The sequence below is a fragment of the Collimonas sp. NPDC087041 genome, assembly GCF_044745265.1.
Taxonomy (GTDB): domain Bacteria; phylum Pseudomonadota; class Gammaproteobacteria; order Burkholderiales; family Burkholderiaceae_D; genus Collimonas.
In genome coordinates this window covers 173,747-192,010 of the sequence record NZ_JBIUZX010000007.1, presented here as the reverse complement: position 1 = coordinate 192,010, position 18,264 = coordinate 173,747, and the positions used below count along the sequence as shown (strand labels likewise).

Below are 18,264 nucleotides of genomic sequence, written 5' to 3'. Positions count from 1 at the left end.
TGGGACGGAGTTCCACGGCCGCCGTTGCGTGGCGGATTGCTCTACCCTCGACAAATACGAAAAATGATAACCGATGCGTTCCGCCCTGACATGCAAATTATGAACCGGCCCGGCGGTTTAAGCAATTTTCCGCCTGGCCGTGACGCCGTAGAAATCAGGCCTGTTCGGCGCGGATTTGTTGCAGCGATTTTTTCTGCTTGCCGGCGCTGTCGAAATTGTCGGCGTGCAGCCAAGCTTCGAAGACGGCCCGTTGTGCCGGCCATTCGCTATCGAGCATCGAAAACCAGGCAGTGTCGCGGTTCTTGCCCTTGAACACGCGATGTTGCCGGAACAGGCCTTCGGGAGTGAAGCCGAAGCGCAGCGCCGCCTTTTGTGAGCGCAGGTTGAGCGAATTGCATTTCCATTCCAGGCGGCGATAGCCGAGATCGTCGAAGGCATGCCGCGCCAGCAGGTAGATCGCTTCGGTGGCCTGGCGTGTGCGTTGCATGCGCGCGCTGAACCAGATATGGCCGATTTCGATCGAGCCGTGCTCCGGCGTGATCGCCAGGTAGCTCAACACGCCGGTCGGCTTGCCGCTGTGCTGGTCGACGACGGTGAAGAACAGCGGATCGCGGCTGGTGGCGCAGTTCTTGAGCCAGGCGCTGAAATCCTGCGGATTGTCGAAAGGCCCTACCGCCAGGTAATCCCATTGGGTCGGATCGGCGTCGGCGGCATGTTCAGCCTCGTACAGGTCCGATGCATCGCGCGCGGGATCGACCGGCAACAGGCGAATGCTGTCGCCTTGCAGCGGAACGGGTTGCGGCAGCGGCGCCGGCTTCCAGTCGGGTAACGGACGGCCGGTGTCGGCTGTGGTGGATTGTTGTGGCATGGTTGTACTTTGCATGATCAGGTTGGATGGCGTTGACGAACTAGTCGAGTTGTTTGCGATATTGCACGAATCCCGGCCGTTGCGCGATGCGGTCGTAGAGTTGCATCGCGGTGCTGTTGGTTTCGTGCGTCAGCCAATGCACGCGTGTGCTGCCGGCGGCCTTGGCCTGTGCGCACACGTGCTCGATCAGCAGGCGTCCAAGGCCCAGGCCGCGCTGGCCGGCGTCGACGTACAGGTCTTGCAGATAGCAGGAATTTTCCACCGTCCAGCAGGAGCGATGGAAGATCCAGTGCACCATGCCGACCGCCTGCTCGCCGACCATCGCCAGCGCGCCGAACATCGGTTCCTGGGGATCGAGCAGGCGCTGCCAGGTTATCTTCCTGGTGGCGAGCGGGATGTCGACCTGATAAAAGTCCTGGTAACCCTGCCATTGCGGATACCAGATTTCATAGTCTTGCTCGGTCAGCGGCTTGATAGTGGCCGCCGGGCGGGTTGCTGAATCTGTGGCCAAAATACTCTCCTGTGGTTGCCATTGCTTGTTTGTCGATGCGAAACAGCGTTCATCGTAGCGCTATAAGTTGGTATCATCAAAGATCCAATAATGACTGTATTTATAGGTCCAATCATGTGCGATATAAAGCCATTGTTCCTGCGCTAGCGATGCCGCAACCCAAGCCCGCCTCCCTGTCGATGCATCTGGATCCCGCCGGCATTACGCTGGATGGCCGCAAGGGCCTTGCCAAGCAGCTGTATCTGGCGCTGCGGCAGCGCATCCTGGCGACGCCCGACACCTATCGCATCAAGCTGCCTACCTCGCGTGAGCTGGCGCTGGCCTTGCTGGTTTCGCGCAACACCGTTGTGCGCGCCTATGAACAACTGTATGCCGAAGGCTATATCAGCAGCCGGGTCGGCGACGGCACCTATGCCGATGGCCTGGCAGCAGCGGCGCCGGGTGCGGATCAGGCGCCGTCGGGCGCGCCCGCTACCCAACTGTCGGCCATGCAGCGGCGCTTGAGCGGTTTTGGTGGCCGTCGCCGCTTCGAGGGCCCGGCGCGGGCCTTTCGCCTGGGGATTCCGGCCTACGACTTGTTTCCGAATGAAATCTGGGGGCGCTTGCAAGGCAACTTCTGGCGTCATGCGCCGTTGGCGCAGATGGGCTATGGCGAAGCCGCCGGCAACCCGCGCTTGCGCGAACTGATAGCCGTCTACCTGCGCCAAGCGCGCGGCCTGGTCTGCGATCCGTCGCAAATCATGATTACCGCCGGTGCGCAGCACGGGATTGCCTTGTGCGCGCAATTGCTGCTCGATGCCGGCGATCGGGTCGCGGTTGAAAATCCCTGCTACCCATCGGCGGCGGCAGCATTGACGCTGGCCGGTGCGCAACTGGTGGGGATTCCGCTCGACCAGGACGGCATGGATACCGGACAGCTGGCGCAACACGCCAACTGCCGCATGGCTTATGTGACGCCGTCGCACCAGTATCCGGTCGGCGTCACGCTGTCGCTGCCGCGCCGTCTGGAGCTGCTGGCCTGGGCCGAGCGTCACGACGCCTGGATCATCGAAGACGATTACGACGGCGAGTACCGCTATGACGGCACGCCGTTGGCGCCGCTGGCCGCGCTCGATCAGACTGCGCGGGTGCTATATGTCGGTACGTTTTCCAAGATCGCCTTCCCCGGCTTGCGGCTGGGCTATCTGGTGCTGCCGCAGAAGCTGGTGCCGGCGCTGAGCGCCTTGCGCGCGATGGCCGACCGTCATCCGCCCGCCGCCGATCAGGCGGTGATGGCGGAATTCATCGCAGCCGGACATTTTCAGCGTCACATCAGGCGCATGCGTCGCGCCAGCCGTGCGCGTCGCGATGCCCTGATAAATGGCTGGGAGCCGCTATTCGGCGCGCAATTGCCGTTGCCGAAGGTCGCCGCCGGCCTGCATCTGAGCCTGCCCCTGGCCAGCGCCGCACAAGAGACGGAACTGGTGGCGCGGGCATTGGCTGCCGGCGTTGAAATTAATTCGATGAGCCGCTTCTGCCTGCCCGGGCAGGCCGTCAGTGCGCAGCATCGTGCTGGCCTGGCGCTTGGATTTGCCGGTGTGGATGAAGCCGCGATCCAGCGCGCATTGCTGGCCCTGCAGCAGGCGTGGCTTTAATGTTGTAGTCAGCTACAAGCTGTCATGTAGGAGGAGTCGACGATTGCTGCACCATAACAAGGCGAATATTTTTTAAATGCGCCATCATGGTGCGATCAGCCGACATTATTTCTGCTTGAAAAGCTTTTGTAATTAACAATCAGAAAAAGCCGTCGCCAAATGCCCTACAAGCGGGCGGCGGCAGGGGAAAAGGATAGCTGCTTCAGTTGGCATGGGTTCTGCTATGGAAAGTTGGGAGAGTAACGATTCATCGGTTTTTCATTCAACATACCAACAGGGACTTCCATGAAAAAGCTGATTTTAGCGGCAGCAATAGCAGCAAGTTTCGCCACCGGGTTTGCGCATGCGGAAGATGCCAAACCTGATAATGAAGTCAGTTACAACATCGGCGTGGTTAACGATTACCGCTTCCGCGGCATTTCGCAAACGCGTTTCGATCCCGCCGTGCAGGGCGGCGCCGACTATACCAACAATCCGACCGGCCTCTACGCAGGCACCTGGCTTTCCAACATCAAGTGGATCAAGGATGCGGTCGACAGCGCCAACACCGGCACCGGCGGCAAGGGTCCGATTGAGTGGGATCTCTACGCTGGCAAGCGCGGCGACCTGCCGGGCGGTTTTACTTATGACGTCGGCGGCCTGTACTACTACTATCCGACCAATAACTACAGCCTGATCGGCCGCAACGCCAATACCTTCGAACTGTATGGCCAGCTCGGCTACGGCCCGGCTTACTTCAAATACTCGCATGCGATGACGACCTTGTTCGGCACCGTCGACAGCAAGAACAGCGCTTACTACGATGCCGGCGCCAACTTCGATGTCGGAGCGGGCGTCACGCTGGGCCTGCATGTCGGCCACCAGACTGTCGAGAATTTCAGCTTCGCCAGCTATACCGACTGGAAAGCCGGCGTCACCAAGACTTTCGATCAGATCGGCGGCGTGACCTTGGGGCTGGCGTTTGTCGGCACCAACGCCAAGGATGGCGCGTACGTCAGTCCAAGCGGCAAGAACCTGGGCCGCAACGGTGTTGTGTTCTCGCTGGCAAAAACCTTCTAACGCATTGCAGAACGCTTGAAGCGACATAGCGCAACGTAGAAATTTTGAATTAACTATAACGAGGCCAACATGAAACTGATTACTGCGATCATCAAACCGTTCAAGCTCGACGAGGTGCGTGAAGCGCTGTCGGCGATTGGTGTGCAAGGCATCACCGTGACCGAAGTCAAGGGCTTCGGCCGGCAGAAGGGTCACACCGAGCTGTATCGCGGTGCGGAGTATGTCGTCGATTTCCTGCCGAAGACAAAAATCGAAGCGGCAGTCGACGATGCGATCCTGGAACAAGCGGTGGAAGCCATCGAAACAGCGGCGCGCACCGGCAAGATCGGCGACGGCAAGATCTTTGTCTTCGATCTGCAAGAAGTTATTCGTATTCGTACCGGTGAAACCGGCAAAGACGCAATCTAAGGGGATAAAAATATGAACATCAAAAGAATGTTTGCTACGGTTTTGGCGTCCTGCACGCTGATGCTCGCAGCTACCGCCATGGCGCCGGCGTCGGCCGCGGATGAAGCATCCGCGGCGGCCAGCGCCAGCGTGGCATCGACCAGTGCCGACGCATCCGCTGCAGCACCGGCGGCCTCCATTGCTGCTGCACCTGCTCCGGCTGCTGCAGCAGCACCGGCGCCCGCCACAGCAACTGCGGCAGCGCCTGCTGCTGCGGCCCCAGCTGCGCCAGTGCCAAACAAGGGCGACACCGCCTGGTTGCTGGTGTGTACCGCATTGGTGATCCTGATGACCCTGCCAGGCCTGGGCCTGTTCTACGGCGGCCTGGTCCGCAGCAAGAACATGCTGTCGGTGCTGATGCAATGTTTCACCATCTTCTCGCTGATCATCGTGCTGTGGTGCATCTATGGCTACAGTATCGCGTTCACTGAAGGCAATGCATTCTTTGGTGGCTTCAGCCGTTTGTTCTTGCATGGCATGACGCCGGATTCCGTCGCCGCCACGTTCAGCAAGGGCGTGGTCGTGCCTGAGTTCGGCTACCTGGTGTTCCAGGGCGCGTTTGCCGCCATCACCTGCGCACTGATCATCGGCGCATTCGCCGAGCGCGCCAAGTTTTCGGCGATCCTGGTGTTCACCGTGCTGTGGTTCACATTCGCCTACCTGCCAATCGCCCACATGGTCTGGTTCTGGCCTGGTCCTGATGGCTTCACCGACGCTGCTGCTGCCGAAAAGCTGACAGCAACCGGCGGCTGGCTGTTCCAAAAGGGTGCGCTGGATTTCGCCGGCGGCACCGTGGTGCATATCAATGCTGCTATCGCTGGCCTGGTTGGTTCGTATGTCATCGGCAAGCGCGTCGGTTTCGGCAAGGAAGCGTTCAAGCCGCATAGCCTGACCTTGACCATGGTTGGTGCTTCGTTGCTGTGGTTCGGCTGGTTCGGCTTCAACGCCGGCTCCGCACTGGAAGCAAACGGCAGCGCTGCCCTGGCCTTCATCAATACCCTGTTGGCGACTTCCGCTGCGGTCTTGAGCTGGAGTGCCGGTGAATGGATCGGTAAAGGCAAGCCATCGATGCTGGGTGGTGCTTCCGGCGCCGTTGCCGGCCTGGTGGCGATCACTCCTGCGGCTGGCTTTGTCGGCCCGATGGGTGCCTTGATCATGGGTCTGCTGGCTGGCTTCGTCTGCCTGTGGGGTGTGACCGGCCTGAAGAAATTGCTGGGCGCGGACGATGCGCTGGACGTGTTCGGCGTGCATGGCGTGGGCGGCATCATGGGTGCATTGCTGACCGGTGTGTTTGCTGCTCCTAGCCTCGGTGGCACAGGTATCTATGACTATGTCGCCAATGCGGTAGCGCCTGACTACTCGATCAGCGGCCAACTGTTGATTCAGTTCGAAGGCGTGATGACGACCTTGATCTGGTCCGGCGTGGTCTCTTTCATTGCGTTCAAGCTGGTCGACATCGTCATGGGATTGCGTGTAACGGAAGAGGAAGAGCGCGAAGGCCTGGATATCTCCAGCCATGGCGAATCTGCCTATCACGATTAAGCATGGTTTGATTACACCGGGCCGCTGCAGTAGCGGCTGTCCGGTGGCTTGGTCGAAGCGTCATGTGATCCCGGGTCGGCAGTCCTGACCTGGGATTTTTTGTTTGCGGTTTGAAGTATTCGTTACCGGAGGTTGTACAGTGGATCCGAGCATCACGCCGCAACGGCTGACGACGTGCACGGTGGAAGACGTCAGGGCCGGCCAGTTCGATCAGGTGATCGGCCCGCTTGCCGACATCCTGGTCGCTTGCGTGAAGCAGGGCGCCAGTGTCGGCTTCCTGGGTGCACCGGACACCGAGGATGCTTTCTCATTCTGGTATGGCGTGAATGGCTCGCTGGTGAGCGGTGGCCGGCGTCTGCTGGTGGCCCGTTTTGCCGGACAGGTGGTTGGCACCGTGCAGGTGGTGCTGGCAACCCCGGCCAACGGCAGCCATCGTGCCGAGATTTCGAAATTGCTGGTACATCCGGATGTCCGTCGCAAAGGCGTAGCACGCAGTTTGATGCAGCAGGCTGAGACCGTCGCGCGCGCCGACGGCCGTTCGCTGCTGACGCTCGATACGCGCACCGGCGATGCCGCAGAATCTCTGTATCGCTCGCTCGGCTACCAATTGGCAGGCGTTATTCCTGACTATGCGCGTTCGACCGCAGGTAAGCTGGCTGATACCAGCTTCATGTACAAGAAAATAGCCTGAGTGTGATGCAGCCGTCCGCTATCGAATTTGATGCTAATATGACACAATCAAAAAGGCGCCAAGTGGCGCTTTTTTGCTTTCCTGGCACTTTAAAAAAACATAAACGACCCGATTTAAAGTTGGCCCTGGTTCGCCGGGCTTTCGCACCATTTTCGCAACAGTGCGCCGGGTGATCGGCGAAATTGTGCAATTCCCGTTAGAATCGGCGTCTCCTGTTTGTCGTGGAATACGCCATTTGCAATAGGCGGTTGCCCAGGAAGTTGCAGTAAAAGACGCCATTTAGTTCCCAAAAGAAAGTTTTTATGGTTCCCCACCTTGTCACGGCCCTGAATGGCCCGTTGCTCGATCTAGAAAAGAAAATTCTCGCGGCCACTCCGGCCATCGAGCGCTGGTTCAGGATGGAATGGCAAGAGCACACGCCGCCGTTCTATTGTTCGGTGGATCTGCGCAATTCGGGTTTCAAGCTGGCGCCGGTCGATACCAACCTGTTCCCGGGCGGTTTCAACAACCTGTCGCCGGAGATGCTGCCGCTGGCCGTGCAAGCTGCGATGGCAGCCATCGAAAAATATTGTCCGGACGCCAAGAACCTGTTGCTGCTGCCGGAACAGAACACGCGCAATACCTTCTATCTGCAGAACGTCGCGCGGCTGATGCAGATTTTCCGCCAGACCGGCCTGCATGTGCGGCTCGGTTCGCTGTCGCCGGACCTGAAGGAAGCCAAGACCATCGAACTGCCGGATGGCAGTACGATCACGCTGGAGCCATTGGAACGCTCCGCCAACGGCCGTCGTCTGGGCCTGAAGAATTTCGATCCGTGCACGATCCTGCTGAATAACGATTTGTCGTCCGGCACGCCGGGTATCCTGGAAGACCTCAACGAGCAAAACCTGCTGCCGCCGCTGCATGCCGGCTGGACTGTGCGCCGCAAGAGCAACCATTTCTCCGCCTATGACGATGTAGTGAAGAAATTCGCCAAGCTGGTCGATGTCGATCCGTGGATGCTGAATCCGTTCTTCGCCAAGGTCGACCAGGTCGATTTCCAGGCCAACGACGGCGAAGACAAATTGGCCGCCAGCGTCAGTTCGCTGTTGGCGAAGATACGCAAGAAGTACAAGGAATACGGCATCACGGAAAAACCGTTCGTGATCGTCAAGGCCGACGCCGGCACCGATGGCATGGGCGTGATGAGCGTGACCGAAGTCGGCCAGATCAAGGAACTCAGCCGCAAGCAGCGCGAGAAACTGTCGCAAGGCAAGGCCGATGGCGAAATCCATGACCTGATCATCCAGGAAGGCGTGCATACTTTCGAGCACATCAACGACGCGGTCGCAGAACCGGTGGTGTACATGATCGACCGCTACGTGGTCGGCGGTTTTTATCGCGTCCACGCGGAACGCGGCATCAACGAAAACCTGAACGCCCCCGGCGCCCATTTCGTACCGCTCGCCTTCGCCCAGCAGCACGCGCTGCCGGACATGCTGGCCAAGCCAGGTACAACCGCGCCGAACCGTTTCTATATGTACGGCGTGGTGGCGCGCCTGGGTTTGCTGGCAGCATCGCTGGAGATGGAGAAGACTGATCCGAATCCGGAAGAATATTAATACTTGTGGGACAGAGTTTAAGAGCCACCGCAGCGTGGCGAATTACTCTGTCCTCAACTGACTAGATAAAACGGTTAAATTTTTAAGAAAAGTAACCGAACAGAGCTTAAGAGCCACCGTAGGGTGGCGAATTACTCTATCCGTGCGACTCTGTCCTCAACTGACTAGATAAAGCGGTTAAATTTTTAAGAAAAGTAACCGAACAGAGTTTAAGAGCCACCGTAGGGTGGGCAAGTTTTTCTGCCCACGCGTTCAAATGAACTGGATGTGGCGTCGCGAAGGCACAGGGTGCCCACCTACTCACTGATATGGACCTGAAAAAATGAAAATCGCTTTCCTCGCCGATCCACTCGACACCTTCAAGACGTATAAAGACTCGACCTATGCAATGATGGTCGAAGCCGTCAAGCGCGGCCATACGATCTATGCCTTCGAGCAGAAAGACATGGCGCTGGAAAGCGGCATCGTCACCGCCAACGTGGTTCGCGTTACGCTGACCGGCGACGACAAGGACTGGTATCGGGCCGGCCCTGCGACCTCGATGTTCCTGTCGGAATTCGATGCGATCCTGTTGCGCAAGGATCCGCCTTTCGACATGGAGTACATCTACACCACCTACCTGCTGGAACTGGCCGAGACGCAAGGCGCACGGGTGTTCAACAAGCCGCAGGCGATTCGCGATCACAACGAAAAGCTGGCAATTGCGCAATTCTCCAAGTTCACCTCGCCGACGCTGGTAACGCGTGACTCTGCTCGCCTGCGCGCCTTCCACGCAGAACACCAGGACGTGATCCTGAAACCGCTCGACGGCATGGGCGGCACCGGGATTTTCCGCGTGCGGCAGGATGGCCTGAATCTCGGTTCGATCATCGAAACCCTGACCGACAACGGCAATCGCACCATCATGATCCAACGCTTCATCCCGGAAATCGTCGCCGGCGACAAGCGCGTGCTGGTGATTGGCGGTAAGGTGGTGCCGTATTCGCTGGCGCGGATTCCGCAAGGCAGCGAAGTGCGTGGCAACCTGGCGGCGGGCGGAATTGGCGTGGCGCAACCTTTGACAGAGCGCGATCGCGAAATCGGCGAGGCGCTTGGACCGGTGCTGGCACAGCGCGGCTTGTTACTGGTAGGATTAGATGTGATCGGTGACTACCTGACAGAAGTGAATGTCACCAGCCCGACCTGTTTCCAGGAAATCAAGCAGCAAAGCGGTTTCGATGTTGCCGCAATGTTCATCGATGCGCTGGAAGCAGCGCTGAAGTAAAAGGAAAGTTTATTTTTCGTTATCGTGGATTGCGTTTTCAAGCATGCAGGCACGATGCAGTTGCTGTAAAACCGTTGTAAACCGGATAGATCCGCCTGGCGGATTTGAGATTGAAACTATGATTGGCATTCTTCTACTAACCCACGCCCCACTGGGCCAGGCATTTATCGCAGCTGCCTCCCATGTGTTTCACCAGACCCCGGAGCGGCTCGAAGCGATCGATGTCATCGCCGACCAGAATCCCGTTGAAGTGCAAAAACTGGCCAAGCAGGCCGCTGCACGTCTGGACGACGGTTCGGGCGTGCTGGTGATTACCGATGTCATGGGCGGCACGCCGTCCAATTGCACGCTGCCGTTCTGCAGCGGCAACCAGACCCAGGTGATTGCCGGGATCAGCTTGCCGATGCTGTTGCGGGCGCTGACTTATCGTAACGATACGCTCGACGTCGTCACCGAAATGGCGCTGGCGGGTGGTCAGGGCGGCGCGGTGCGGGTCGATAACCGGGTCCGCGTGGCGCACTAGCGGCGGTTGATGATGCATTGATCATTCAAGATTGTATTTCGATAAAACAACATTAATTAAAAGACAAAATGATTCAACAAGAAATCGAAATTATTAATAAGCTCGGCCTGCACGCTCGTGCTTCGGCCAAATTTACACAACTGGCAACCAAATTCAAAAGCGAAGTGTGGATGACGCGCAACAAGCGCCGCGTCAACGCCAAGTCGATCATGGGTGTGATGATGCTGGCAGCCGGCAAAGGCAGCACGATCCTGCTGGAAGTTGAGGGTGAGGACGAGAGAGCCTGTTTCGACGCCTTGAACCAGCTGATTCAGGACAAGTTCGGCGAAGGCGAATAAAGCCGGGCTGCAGCCGCCCGGGGCGGCAAGCTTACTTGGTGACTTTTGGTGACTTGATATTTCTTGTTTAATCGGTTGGCGATAAGGTAATTTGTCGCAAGGATGGCCTTGGCGATGCATGCACCTTGTCCAATACGGTAAGACTTGTACGACTTCTCTGTCCCACGATCATTTGAATTGAATTTTCCAGCGGGCTGACCAGATGGCATCCTTTACCCTACATGGCATTCCGGTATCGCGCGGCATTGCGATTGGCCGTGCCCATCTGCTCGCGCCGGCGGCAATGGACGTCAAACATTACCTGATCGGCGAGACCGAGATCGAAGCGGAAGTCCAGCGCCTGCAGAATGCGGTGGCCAAGGTGCGCACCGAATTGCAGACCATCCGCAGCGATTTGCCGAAAGAGTCGCCACCCGAACTGGGCGCATTTGTCGACGTCCACCTGCTGATCCTGTCGGACCCGATGCTGGCCGAGATGTCGCTCGATATCATCCGCAACCGCCAGTACAACGCCGAATGGGCGCTGGTCACACAGATCGATGAATTGTCGGCGCAGTTCGACGAAATCGAAGATACCTATCTGCGCGAGCGCAAGATGGACGTGTTGCAAGTTGGTGAGCGCTTGCTGAAAGTTCTCACCGGCACGGCGACCCGCTTGCCGGAAGTCGATAGCGATGGCGCATCGTTCGCCAACATCGTGGTGGTTGCGTACGACATTTCCCCGGCCGATATGCTGCAATTCCGCGATCGCGCCTTTGCCGGTTTCGTGACCGATCTCGGCGGCCAGAACTCGCATACAGCAATTGTCGCGCGCAGCCTCGATATCCCGGCAGCAGTGGGCATGAACCACGCCTCCAAGCTGATCAAGCAGGACGACTGGATCATTATCGACGGCGACGCCGGCATAGTGATTGTCGATCCGGCGCCGATGATATTGAAACAATACCGCGAACTCCAGGCGCATCAACTGCGGGCACGCCGCAAGCTCGGCAAGATCAAGAAAACCCGCGCGGTCACGCTGGACGGCACCGAAATCACCCTGCTGGCCAACATTGAATTGCCCAGCGATTGTGCATCGGCGATGGAGTCCGGCGCCAACGGTGTCGGCCTGTTCCGCTCGGAATTCCTGTTCATGGGTCGCATCGGTCCCCAGCATGAATTGCCGACCGAGGACGAGCAATTTGAATCGTATCGGCAGGCGGTAGTGGCGATGAAGGGCCGGCCGGTAACCATCCGCACGCTGGATGTCGGCGCCGACAAGCCGCTCAGCGCCGAAGAACAGACCGCGCTGAACCCGGCACTGGGCTTGCGCGCAATCCGTTATTGTCTGGCCGAGCCACAATTGTTTTTGACACAACTGCGGGCGATCCTGCGCGCTTCCGCCTTCGGCACCGTCAAATTGCTGATTCCGATGCTGGCGCACGCATTTGAAATCGACCAGACGCTGGCCATCATCGAGCAAGCCAAGCAGCAGTTGCGCGATGAAGGCATTGCGTTCGACGAGAGCATCAAGATCGGCGCCATGATCGAAATCCCGGCGGCCGCGTTGGCGCTGCCGATGTTCATCAAACGTATGGACTTTTTGTCAATCGGCACCAACGACCTGATCCAGTACACGCTGGCGATCGATCGCGTCGATCACGAAGTGGCGCACCTGTACAACCCGCTGCACCCGGCGGTGCTGTTCCTGCTGTCGACAGTGATCGCCATGGGCCGCAAGGCCGGGATTCCGGTGTCGGTGTGCGGCGAGATGGCCGGCGACGTCAAGTTCACGCGTTTGTTGCTTGGCATGGGTTTGCTGGAGTTTTCGATGCATCCGGCACAGTTGTTGGCGGTCAAGCAAGAAGTCCTGAACAGTGATCTCGATGACCTGACCCTGCAAACCAAAAAGATCCTGCGCAGCACCGAACCCAGCGCGATTGCGGCGGCAGTGGGCCAAATGCGTGCAACAGCATAGAAGGCCGGCAACCCAGTAGCGTTTGACGCCAGGCCTCGACTTGGTTATTCTTGTATATCGCGCCGATTTGATTGGTCTCACCACCTCAGCTTGCGGGCGCGCGGCATTGCCGGATTCGTCATGGATCGGGAAATGCTAAATAAATACGGCTAAAGCGAGCTTGAAGTACAAGCCCATTATTAGCCCGACTAGCGAAAGCTCTCGGGCTTTTTGTTTGCTTGTGGGACAGAGTTTAAGAGCCACCGTAGCGTGGCGAATTACTTTGTCCTCAACTAAGCAATAATATTTGCGGGACAGAGTTTAAAAGCCACCGTAGCGTGGCGAATTACTCTGTCCTCAACTGACTAAGATAGACCGCAATACATAAAATACCGTTAGCGACGAAACAGCACCCCAAACCATTCAACAGCCTCCTGGCGCCCGAACCATGTCCCAAGGAATAGTTTCACCGCAATCGATGCATTTCGCGACGCCGCTGCAGTTGCAAAGCGGCGCGCTGCTGGCGGATTACACGCTGGTATACGAAACCTACGGCAGCCTCAATGCCGACAAATCCAATGCAGTGCTGGTCTGCCATGCACTGAATGCCTCGCATCACGTCGCCGGCGTGTATCAGGACGACGAAAAGAATGTCGGCTGGTGGGACAACATGGTGGGGCCGGGAAAACCGCTTGATACCGACAAGTTCTTCGTCATCGGCGTGAATAATCTCGGTTCCTGCTTCGGTTCGACCGGCCCGATGCATATCAACGCCGCCACCGGCAAGCCGTACGGCGCCGACTTTCCGGTCGTCACGGTAGAGGATTGGGTGCAGGCACAGGCGCGGCTGGCCGATGCGCTCGGCATCGTCCAATTTGCCGCGGTGATGGGTGGCTCGCTGGGTGGCATGCAGGCCCTGGCCTGGAGCCTGATGTATCCGACCCGGTTACGCCATTGTGTGGTGATCGCTTCGACCCCCAAGCTGTCGGCGCAGAATATTGCCTTCAATGATGTCGCGCGGCAGGCGATCCTGACTGATCCGGGTTTTCATGGCGGCGATTACTACGCGCATGGCGTGGTGCCGAAGAACGGTTTGCGGGTGGCGCGCATGGTCGGTCACATCACTTATCTGTCGGATGACGACATGGCTGAAAAATTCGGCCGCGACTTGCGCTCCGGCGAGTACCAGTTCGGCTTCGGCATCGATTTCGAAATCGAATCTTACCTGCGTTATCAAGGCGATAAATTCTCCGAGTATTTCGACGCCAATACCTATCTGCTGATTACCAAGGCGCTCGATTATTTCGATCCGGCCAAGGACTTCGACGGCGACCTGACGCGCGCCTTGAGCAAGACCCAGGCGCAGTTCCTGCTGGTGTCGTTCATGACCGACTGGCGCTTCTCGCCGGAGCGCAGCCGCGAAATCGTGCAGGCGCTGGTCAACAACAAGCGTCGCGTCAGCTATGCCGAGATCGACGCGCCGCACGGCCATGATGCGTTCCTGCTCGACGATCCGCGTTACATGAGCGTGGTGCGTGAATACTACAACCGCATCTGGCAGGAGCTGGAGCGGCCGCAATTATCGACGAATAACCACAAGACCGAAGTGGCGGGAGCAAGCGCATGAATTTCCAGCAATTAAGCAGTCTGCGTCCCGATCTGGCCTTCATCGCGCACTGGGTGCGCGATCAGTCGCAAGTGCTCGATCTGGGTTGCGGCGATGGCGTCATGCTCGATTACCTGCAGTCCGACAAGCAATGCGCGGGCTACGGCGTCGAAATCGACGATGACAAGATTCCGGCGTGCGTGACGCGCGGCGTCTCGGTCATCCAGCAGGATCTGGAAGCCGGCTTGACGCTGTTTGCCGACAACGCCTTCGACACGGTGCTGTGCCTGTCGGCCTTGCAGATGATGAAAAATGTCGAGGGCGTCTTGCGCGATATCGCCCGCGTCGGCCGCGAGGCGATCGTGTCGTTCCCTAATTTTGCCTACTGGCCGCATAGAGTGGCGCTATTGCGCGGCCGTATGCCAGTATCCAAGAGCCTGCCTTACGAATGGTATGACACGCCCAACCTGCGTTGCGCGACCATCAAGGATTTTGAAGAGCTGGCGAACGAAGTCGGATTGGAAGTACTCGAATGTGTGGCGCTGCATGACGGCCAGCCGATCTCGGTCTTGCCCAACTGGCGTGGTAGTCTTGCGGTATTCCGCTTTCGCAAGAAATAAACCGGTAAGAAATAAATACAAGCAGGGCTGCAACAGCTGTTTCGATACAACGTTAGCCATATCATCCCCGTGCAGGCGGGGATCCATTTTGCTGTCAACATGGATTCCTGCCGGCGCGCGCATGAAGGCGATTTTAAAATGTCGGACTGCAGTTGATGCTGTAGTCTGGCGGCAGATACCCAACTCCCCGCCGCCGCGGGCGCATTCATGACATCAGATTCAAATCCCTGGCATCACTACCTCAACCGGCGCATGCTGATTTGCGCCTTCCTCGGTTTCAGTTCCGGCCTGCCGCTATTCATCCTGCTGAGCTTGTTGCAAGCGTGGCTCAGCAAGTCCGGCCTTGACGTCAAAGCGCTCGGCCTGTTCGCGCTGGTGATGTTCCCGTACACCTGGAAGTTCCTGTGGTCGCCGCTGATGGACCGCTTCCATTTCGGTAAGCTGGGACGCCGGCGCAGCTGGATGATGCTGACCCAGGCCTGCCTGTTCGTCGCCATCGGCGGCATGGGCATGCTCGACCCGCATACGCAAGTGGCGACGATCGCCTTCGTTGCGTCAGTGGTGGCATTCCTGTCGGCCAGCCAGGATATCGTGATCGATGCCTATCGCCGTGAAATCCTGCCGGACAACGAGCAGGGCCTGGGCGCGGCGATCAACGTCAATGCCTACAAGGTAGCCGGCATGGTGCCGGGAGCGCTGTCGCTGTTCCTGGCCGATCACATGAGCTGGCATGCTGTGTTCTGGATTACTGCGGCGTTCATGTTGCCCGGCCTGATCTGCACGTTGCTGATCAAGGAGCCGGAAGTGTACGGCTCGCCACCGAAGAATATCCGCGAAGCCGTGGTCTTGCCGTTCCAGGAGTTCATTGCCAGAGATGGCTGGAGCGGCGCGTTGTGGGTGCTCGGGTTCATTTTCCTGTACAAGCTCGGCGATAGTATGGCCACCGCGCTTGCTACCAGGTTTTATATCGATCTCGGTTTTTCGCTGACGCAAATCGGCGTGATTTCCAAAACCACCAGTCTTTGGGCCAGTCTGGTCGGCGGCCTGGTCGGCGGCATATGGATGGTGCAGATCGGTATCAATCGCGCCTTGTGGATTTTTGGCGTGGTGCAGGCCGTGACGATACTCGGATTTGCCTGGCTGGCGCAGGTCGGCGCCGATCCGTTCGTGCTGGCGATCGTGATCGGCGGCGAAGCGTTTGGCGTCGGCCTCGGCACCGCCGCTTTTGTTGCCTATATCGCCCGTACTACCGATCCGCGCTACACTGCAACGCAATACGCGCTGTTCACCAGTCTTGCCGCGGTGCCGCGCACCTTTGTCAACTCATCGGTGGGTTACATCGTTGCTCAAACAGGCTGGTTCAATTTTTTCATTTTGTGTTTCGCGCTGGCGCTGCCCGGCATGCTGATTTTGTTCAAGGTCGCGCCGTGGAATCAGAAATGATATGTAGGGAAAATGCGTAACAAATGAAATCGTTTATGTGTTCACGGAGAAATCCCTGTTACATCCTAAAAAAAGCAGTAGAATCAGATCGTGTCATGCTCTTCCGAGCCCTGCAGAAATGATGGGCTACACCGCGGAACTGCGAGTACCGGAAGATGTCAAACTTAGCAGAAAGATTCGTTCAATTTGTTTTCGCAACATCGTTGATGCGGGGGTGATATGGATATCTACAGCAGCTTTGCGAGCCGGTTCGACAAGACCAGAGAAGAAGAGTTTTCACTAGAAGAATATCTGTCGCTTTGTAAGAACGATCCAAGCTGTTATGCGACAGCTGGTGAACGCATGCTGATGGCGATAGGCGAACCGCAACAAGTCGACACGCGTCATGATCCTTTGTTGTCGCGCATCTTTGCCAACAAGGTCCTCAAGGTCTATCCCGCATTCAAGGAATTCTACGGCGCCGAAGAGGTGATCGAGCAGGTGGTCGCCTATTTCCGCCACGCCGCACAAGGCCTGGAAGAGCGCAAACAAATTCTCTATTTACTAGGTCCTGTCGGCGGCGGCAAGTCGTCGATCGCCGAGCGCCTCAAGCAGTTGATGGAGCACGTGCCGTTTTATTCGCTGAAAGGATCGCCGGTCAATGAGTCGCCGCTCGGTCTGTTCGATTACGAAGAGGATGGCGCGATCCTGGAAGAACAGTACGGCATTCCGCGTCGTTACCTGAAATCGATCCTGAGTCCGTGGGCCGTCAAGCGCCTGCATGAATTCAACGGCGATATCCGCAAATTCCGCGTGGTTAAACGCTATCCATCGATCTTGCGGCAGATTGCGATTTCCAAGACCGAGCCGGGCGACGAAAACAACCAGGACATCTCAACCCTGGTCGGCAAGGTCGATATCCGCAAGCTGGAGCAATATTCGCAAGACGACGCCGATGCCTATAGCTATTCCGGCGGCCTGTGCCTGTCGAATCAGGGCTTGCTGGAATTCGTCGAAATGTTCAAGGCGCCGATCAAGGTGCTGCATCCTTTGCTGACTGCAACGCAGGAAGGCAACTTCAAGGGCACCGAAGGTTTTGGCGCGATTCCGTTTGACGGCATCATCCTGGCCCACTCGAACGAATCGGAGTGGAAAGCCTTCCGCAACAACAAGAACAACGAAGCGCTGCTGGATCGGATCTACATCGTCAAAGTGCCTTATTGCCTGCGGGTTTCCGAGGAAATCAAGATTTATGAAAAACTGATTCGCACATCCTCGCTGGGCAAGGCGATCTGTGCGCCGGGCACATTGAAGATGATGGCGCAGTTCTCGATCCTGACGCGTCTGGGCGAGCCGGAAAATTCGAGCATCTTCTCGAAAATGCAGGTGTATGACGGCGAGAACCTGAAGGACAGCGATCCGAAAGCCAAATCGTTCCAGGAATATCGCGATTATGCGGGCGTTGATGAGGGAATGACCGGCGTGTCGACGCGTTTCGCGTTCAAGATACTGTCACGCGTATTCAACTTCGATTCGACCGAAGTCGCAGCCAATCCGGTGCACCTGATGTATGTGCTGGAACAGCAGATCGAACGCGAGCAATTCCCGCAAGAGGTGGAACAAAAGTATCTGTCCTACGTCAAGGATACGCTGGCGACACGTTATGCTGAATTTATCGGCAAGGAAATCCAGACCGCTTACCTTGAGTCGTATTCTGAATATGGTCAGAATGTTTTCGACCGCTACGTCACTTATGCCGACTTCTGGATCCAGGACCAGGAATTCCGCGATCACGACACCGGCGAAAGTTTCGATCGTGCGGCCCTGAATGGTGAGCTGGAAAAGATCGAAAAACCGGCCGGCATCAGCAATCCGAAGGATTTCCGTAACGAAATTGTCAACTTCGTATTGCGTGCGCGCGTCTCGAATGCCGGCAAGAATCCGTTGTGGACCAGCTACGAGAAATTGCGCGTGGTTATCGAAAAGAAAATGTTTTCGAATACCGAGGATTTGCTGCCGGTTATCTCGTTCAATGCCAAGGGTTCCAACGAAGAATTGCGCAAGCATGAGGATTTTGTGAATCGCATGGTTAGCAAAGGTTACACGCCGAAACAGGTACGATTACTGTGCGAATGGTATTTGCGTGTACGCAAATCCTCATAAGGTGGATCGCCGGTAAGCAGCACAAAGAGAAAAGCGCCA

Annotated in this window: 16 protein-coding genes; 14 read left to right on the top strand and 2 right to left on the bottom strand. The window is 57.5% G+C overall.

Annotated elements, in window-relative coordinates:
• Positions 1–154: 154 nt before the first annotated feature.
• A complete protein-coding gene (locus ACIPF8_RS14935) occupies positions 155–868 on the bottom strand; it encodes a GNAT family N-acetyltransferase (protein WP_400422258.1) in 714 nt (237 codons plus the stop codon).
• A 40-nt stretch (positions 869–908) separates the two neighbouring features.
• Positions 909–1,379 (bottom strand): GNAT family N-acetyltransferase, encoded by a 471-nt coding sequence (locus ACIPF8_RS14930; RefSeq protein ID WP_400422255.1) that lies wholly within the window; start codon positions 1,377–1,379, stop codon positions 909–911.
• A gap of 149 nt (positions 1,380–1,528) precedes the next feature.
• Here ACIPF8_RS14930 and ACIPF8_RS14925 point away from each other — a divergent pair, with 149 nt between their 5' ends.
• The 14 genes from ACIPF8_RS14925 (at position 1,529) to ACIPF8_RS14860 (ending at position 18,225) form a co-directional block, all read left to right on the top strand.
• Positions 1,529–3,013, top strand: a complete 1,485-nt coding sequence (locus tag ACIPF8_RS14925) for a PLP-dependent aminotransferase family protein (protein WP_400422253.1) — start codon at positions 1,529–1,531, stop codon at positions 3,011–3,013.
• A gap of 285 nt (positions 3,014–3,298) precedes the next feature.
• The gene (locus ACIPF8_RS14920) at positions 3,299–4,072 is read left to right on the top strand and encodes a TorF family putative porin (RefSeq protein WP_400422250.1); all 774 of its coding nucleotides are present in this window, start codon (positions 3,299–3,301) and stop codon (positions 4,070–4,072) included.
• Positions 4,073–4,141: 69 nt separating this feature from the next.
• A complete protein-coding gene (locus ACIPF8_RS14915; RefSeq protein ID WP_061534811.1) occupies positions 4,142–4,480 on the top strand; it encodes a P-II family nitrogen regulator in 339 nt (112 codons plus the stop codon).
• 27 nt (positions 4,481–4,507) lie between these two features.
• Positions 4,508–6,061 (top strand): ammonium transporter, encoded by a 1,554-nt coding sequence (locus ACIPF8_RS14910; RefSeq protein ID WP_400422451.1) that lies wholly within the window; start codon positions 4,508–4,510, stop codon positions 6,059–6,061.
• A gap of 139 nt (positions 6,062–6,200) precedes the next feature.
• Positions 6,201–6,752, top strand: a complete 552-nt coding sequence (locus ACIPF8_RS14905; RefSeq protein ID WP_400422247.1) for a GNAT family N-acetyltransferase — start codon at positions 6,201–6,203, stop codon at positions 6,750–6,752.
• Between the two features lie 302 nt (positions 6,753–7,054).
• Positions 7,055–8,353 (top strand): glutamate--cysteine ligase, encoded by a 1,299-nt coding sequence (gshA, locus tag ACIPF8_RS14900; protein WP_400422244.1) that lies wholly within the window; start codon positions 7,055–7,057, stop codon positions 8,351–8,353.
• Positions 8,354–8,675: 322 nt separating this feature from the next.
• On the top strand, positions 8,676–9,617 hold the full coding sequence (gene gshB, locus ACIPF8_RS14895; RefSeq protein WP_400422241.1) for a glutathione synthase: 942 nt from the start codon (positions 8,676–8,678) through the stop codon (positions 9,615–9,617).
• A 118-nt stretch (positions 9,618–9,735) separates the two neighbouring features.
• The gene (locus ACIPF8_RS14890; RefSeq protein ID WP_400422239.1) at positions 9,736–10,140 is read left to right on the top strand and encodes a PTS sugar transporter subunit IIA; all 405 of its coding nucleotides are present in this window, start codon (positions 9,736–9,738) and stop codon (positions 10,138–10,140) included.
• A gap of 68 nt (positions 10,141–10,208) precedes the next feature.
• Entirely contained in the window at positions 10,209–10,478 is a 270-nt protein-coding gene (locus ACIPF8_RS14885) for an HPr family phosphocarrier protein (RefSeq protein WP_400422236.1), read from the top strand.
• 202 nt (positions 10,479–10,680) lie between these two features.
• Complete coding sequence (gene ptsP, locus ACIPF8_RS14880; protein ID WP_400422233.1) at positions 10,681–12,435, top strand: phosphoenolpyruvate--protein phosphotransferase; 1,755 nt, start codon at positions 10,681–10,683, stop codon at positions 12,433–12,435.
• A gap of 427 nt (positions 12,436–12,862) precedes the next feature.
• Positions 12,863–14,041 (top strand): homoserine O-acetyltransferase, encoded by a 1,179-nt coding sequence (locus tag ACIPF8_RS14875; RefSeq protein WP_400422230.1) that lies wholly within the window; start codon positions 12,863–12,865, stop codon positions 14,039–14,041.
• Positions 14,038–14,640: a methionine biosynthesis protein MetW gene (gene metW, locus ACIPF8_RS14870; RefSeq protein WP_400422228.1), complete on the top strand. Its 603-nt coding sequence runs from the start codon at positions 14,038–14,040 to the stop codon at positions 14,638–14,640. Before ACIPF8_RS14875 ends, metW begins: the two co-directional genes overlap by 4 nt.
• 207 nt (positions 14,641–14,847) lie before the next feature.
• Complete coding sequence (locus tag ACIPF8_RS14865) at positions 14,848–16,083, top strand: AmpG family muropeptide MFS transporter (RefSeq protein WP_400422225.1); 1,236 nt, start codon at positions 14,848–14,850, stop codon at positions 16,081–16,083.
• Positions 16,084–16,302: 219 nt separating this feature from the next.
• Positions 16,303–18,225, top strand: coding sequence for a PrkA family serine protein kinase (locus tag ACIPF8_RS14860; protein ID WP_400422222.1), 1,923 nt, complete (start codon positions 16,303–16,305; stop codon positions 18,223–18,225).
• Positions 18,226–18,264 lie beyond the last annotated feature (39 nt).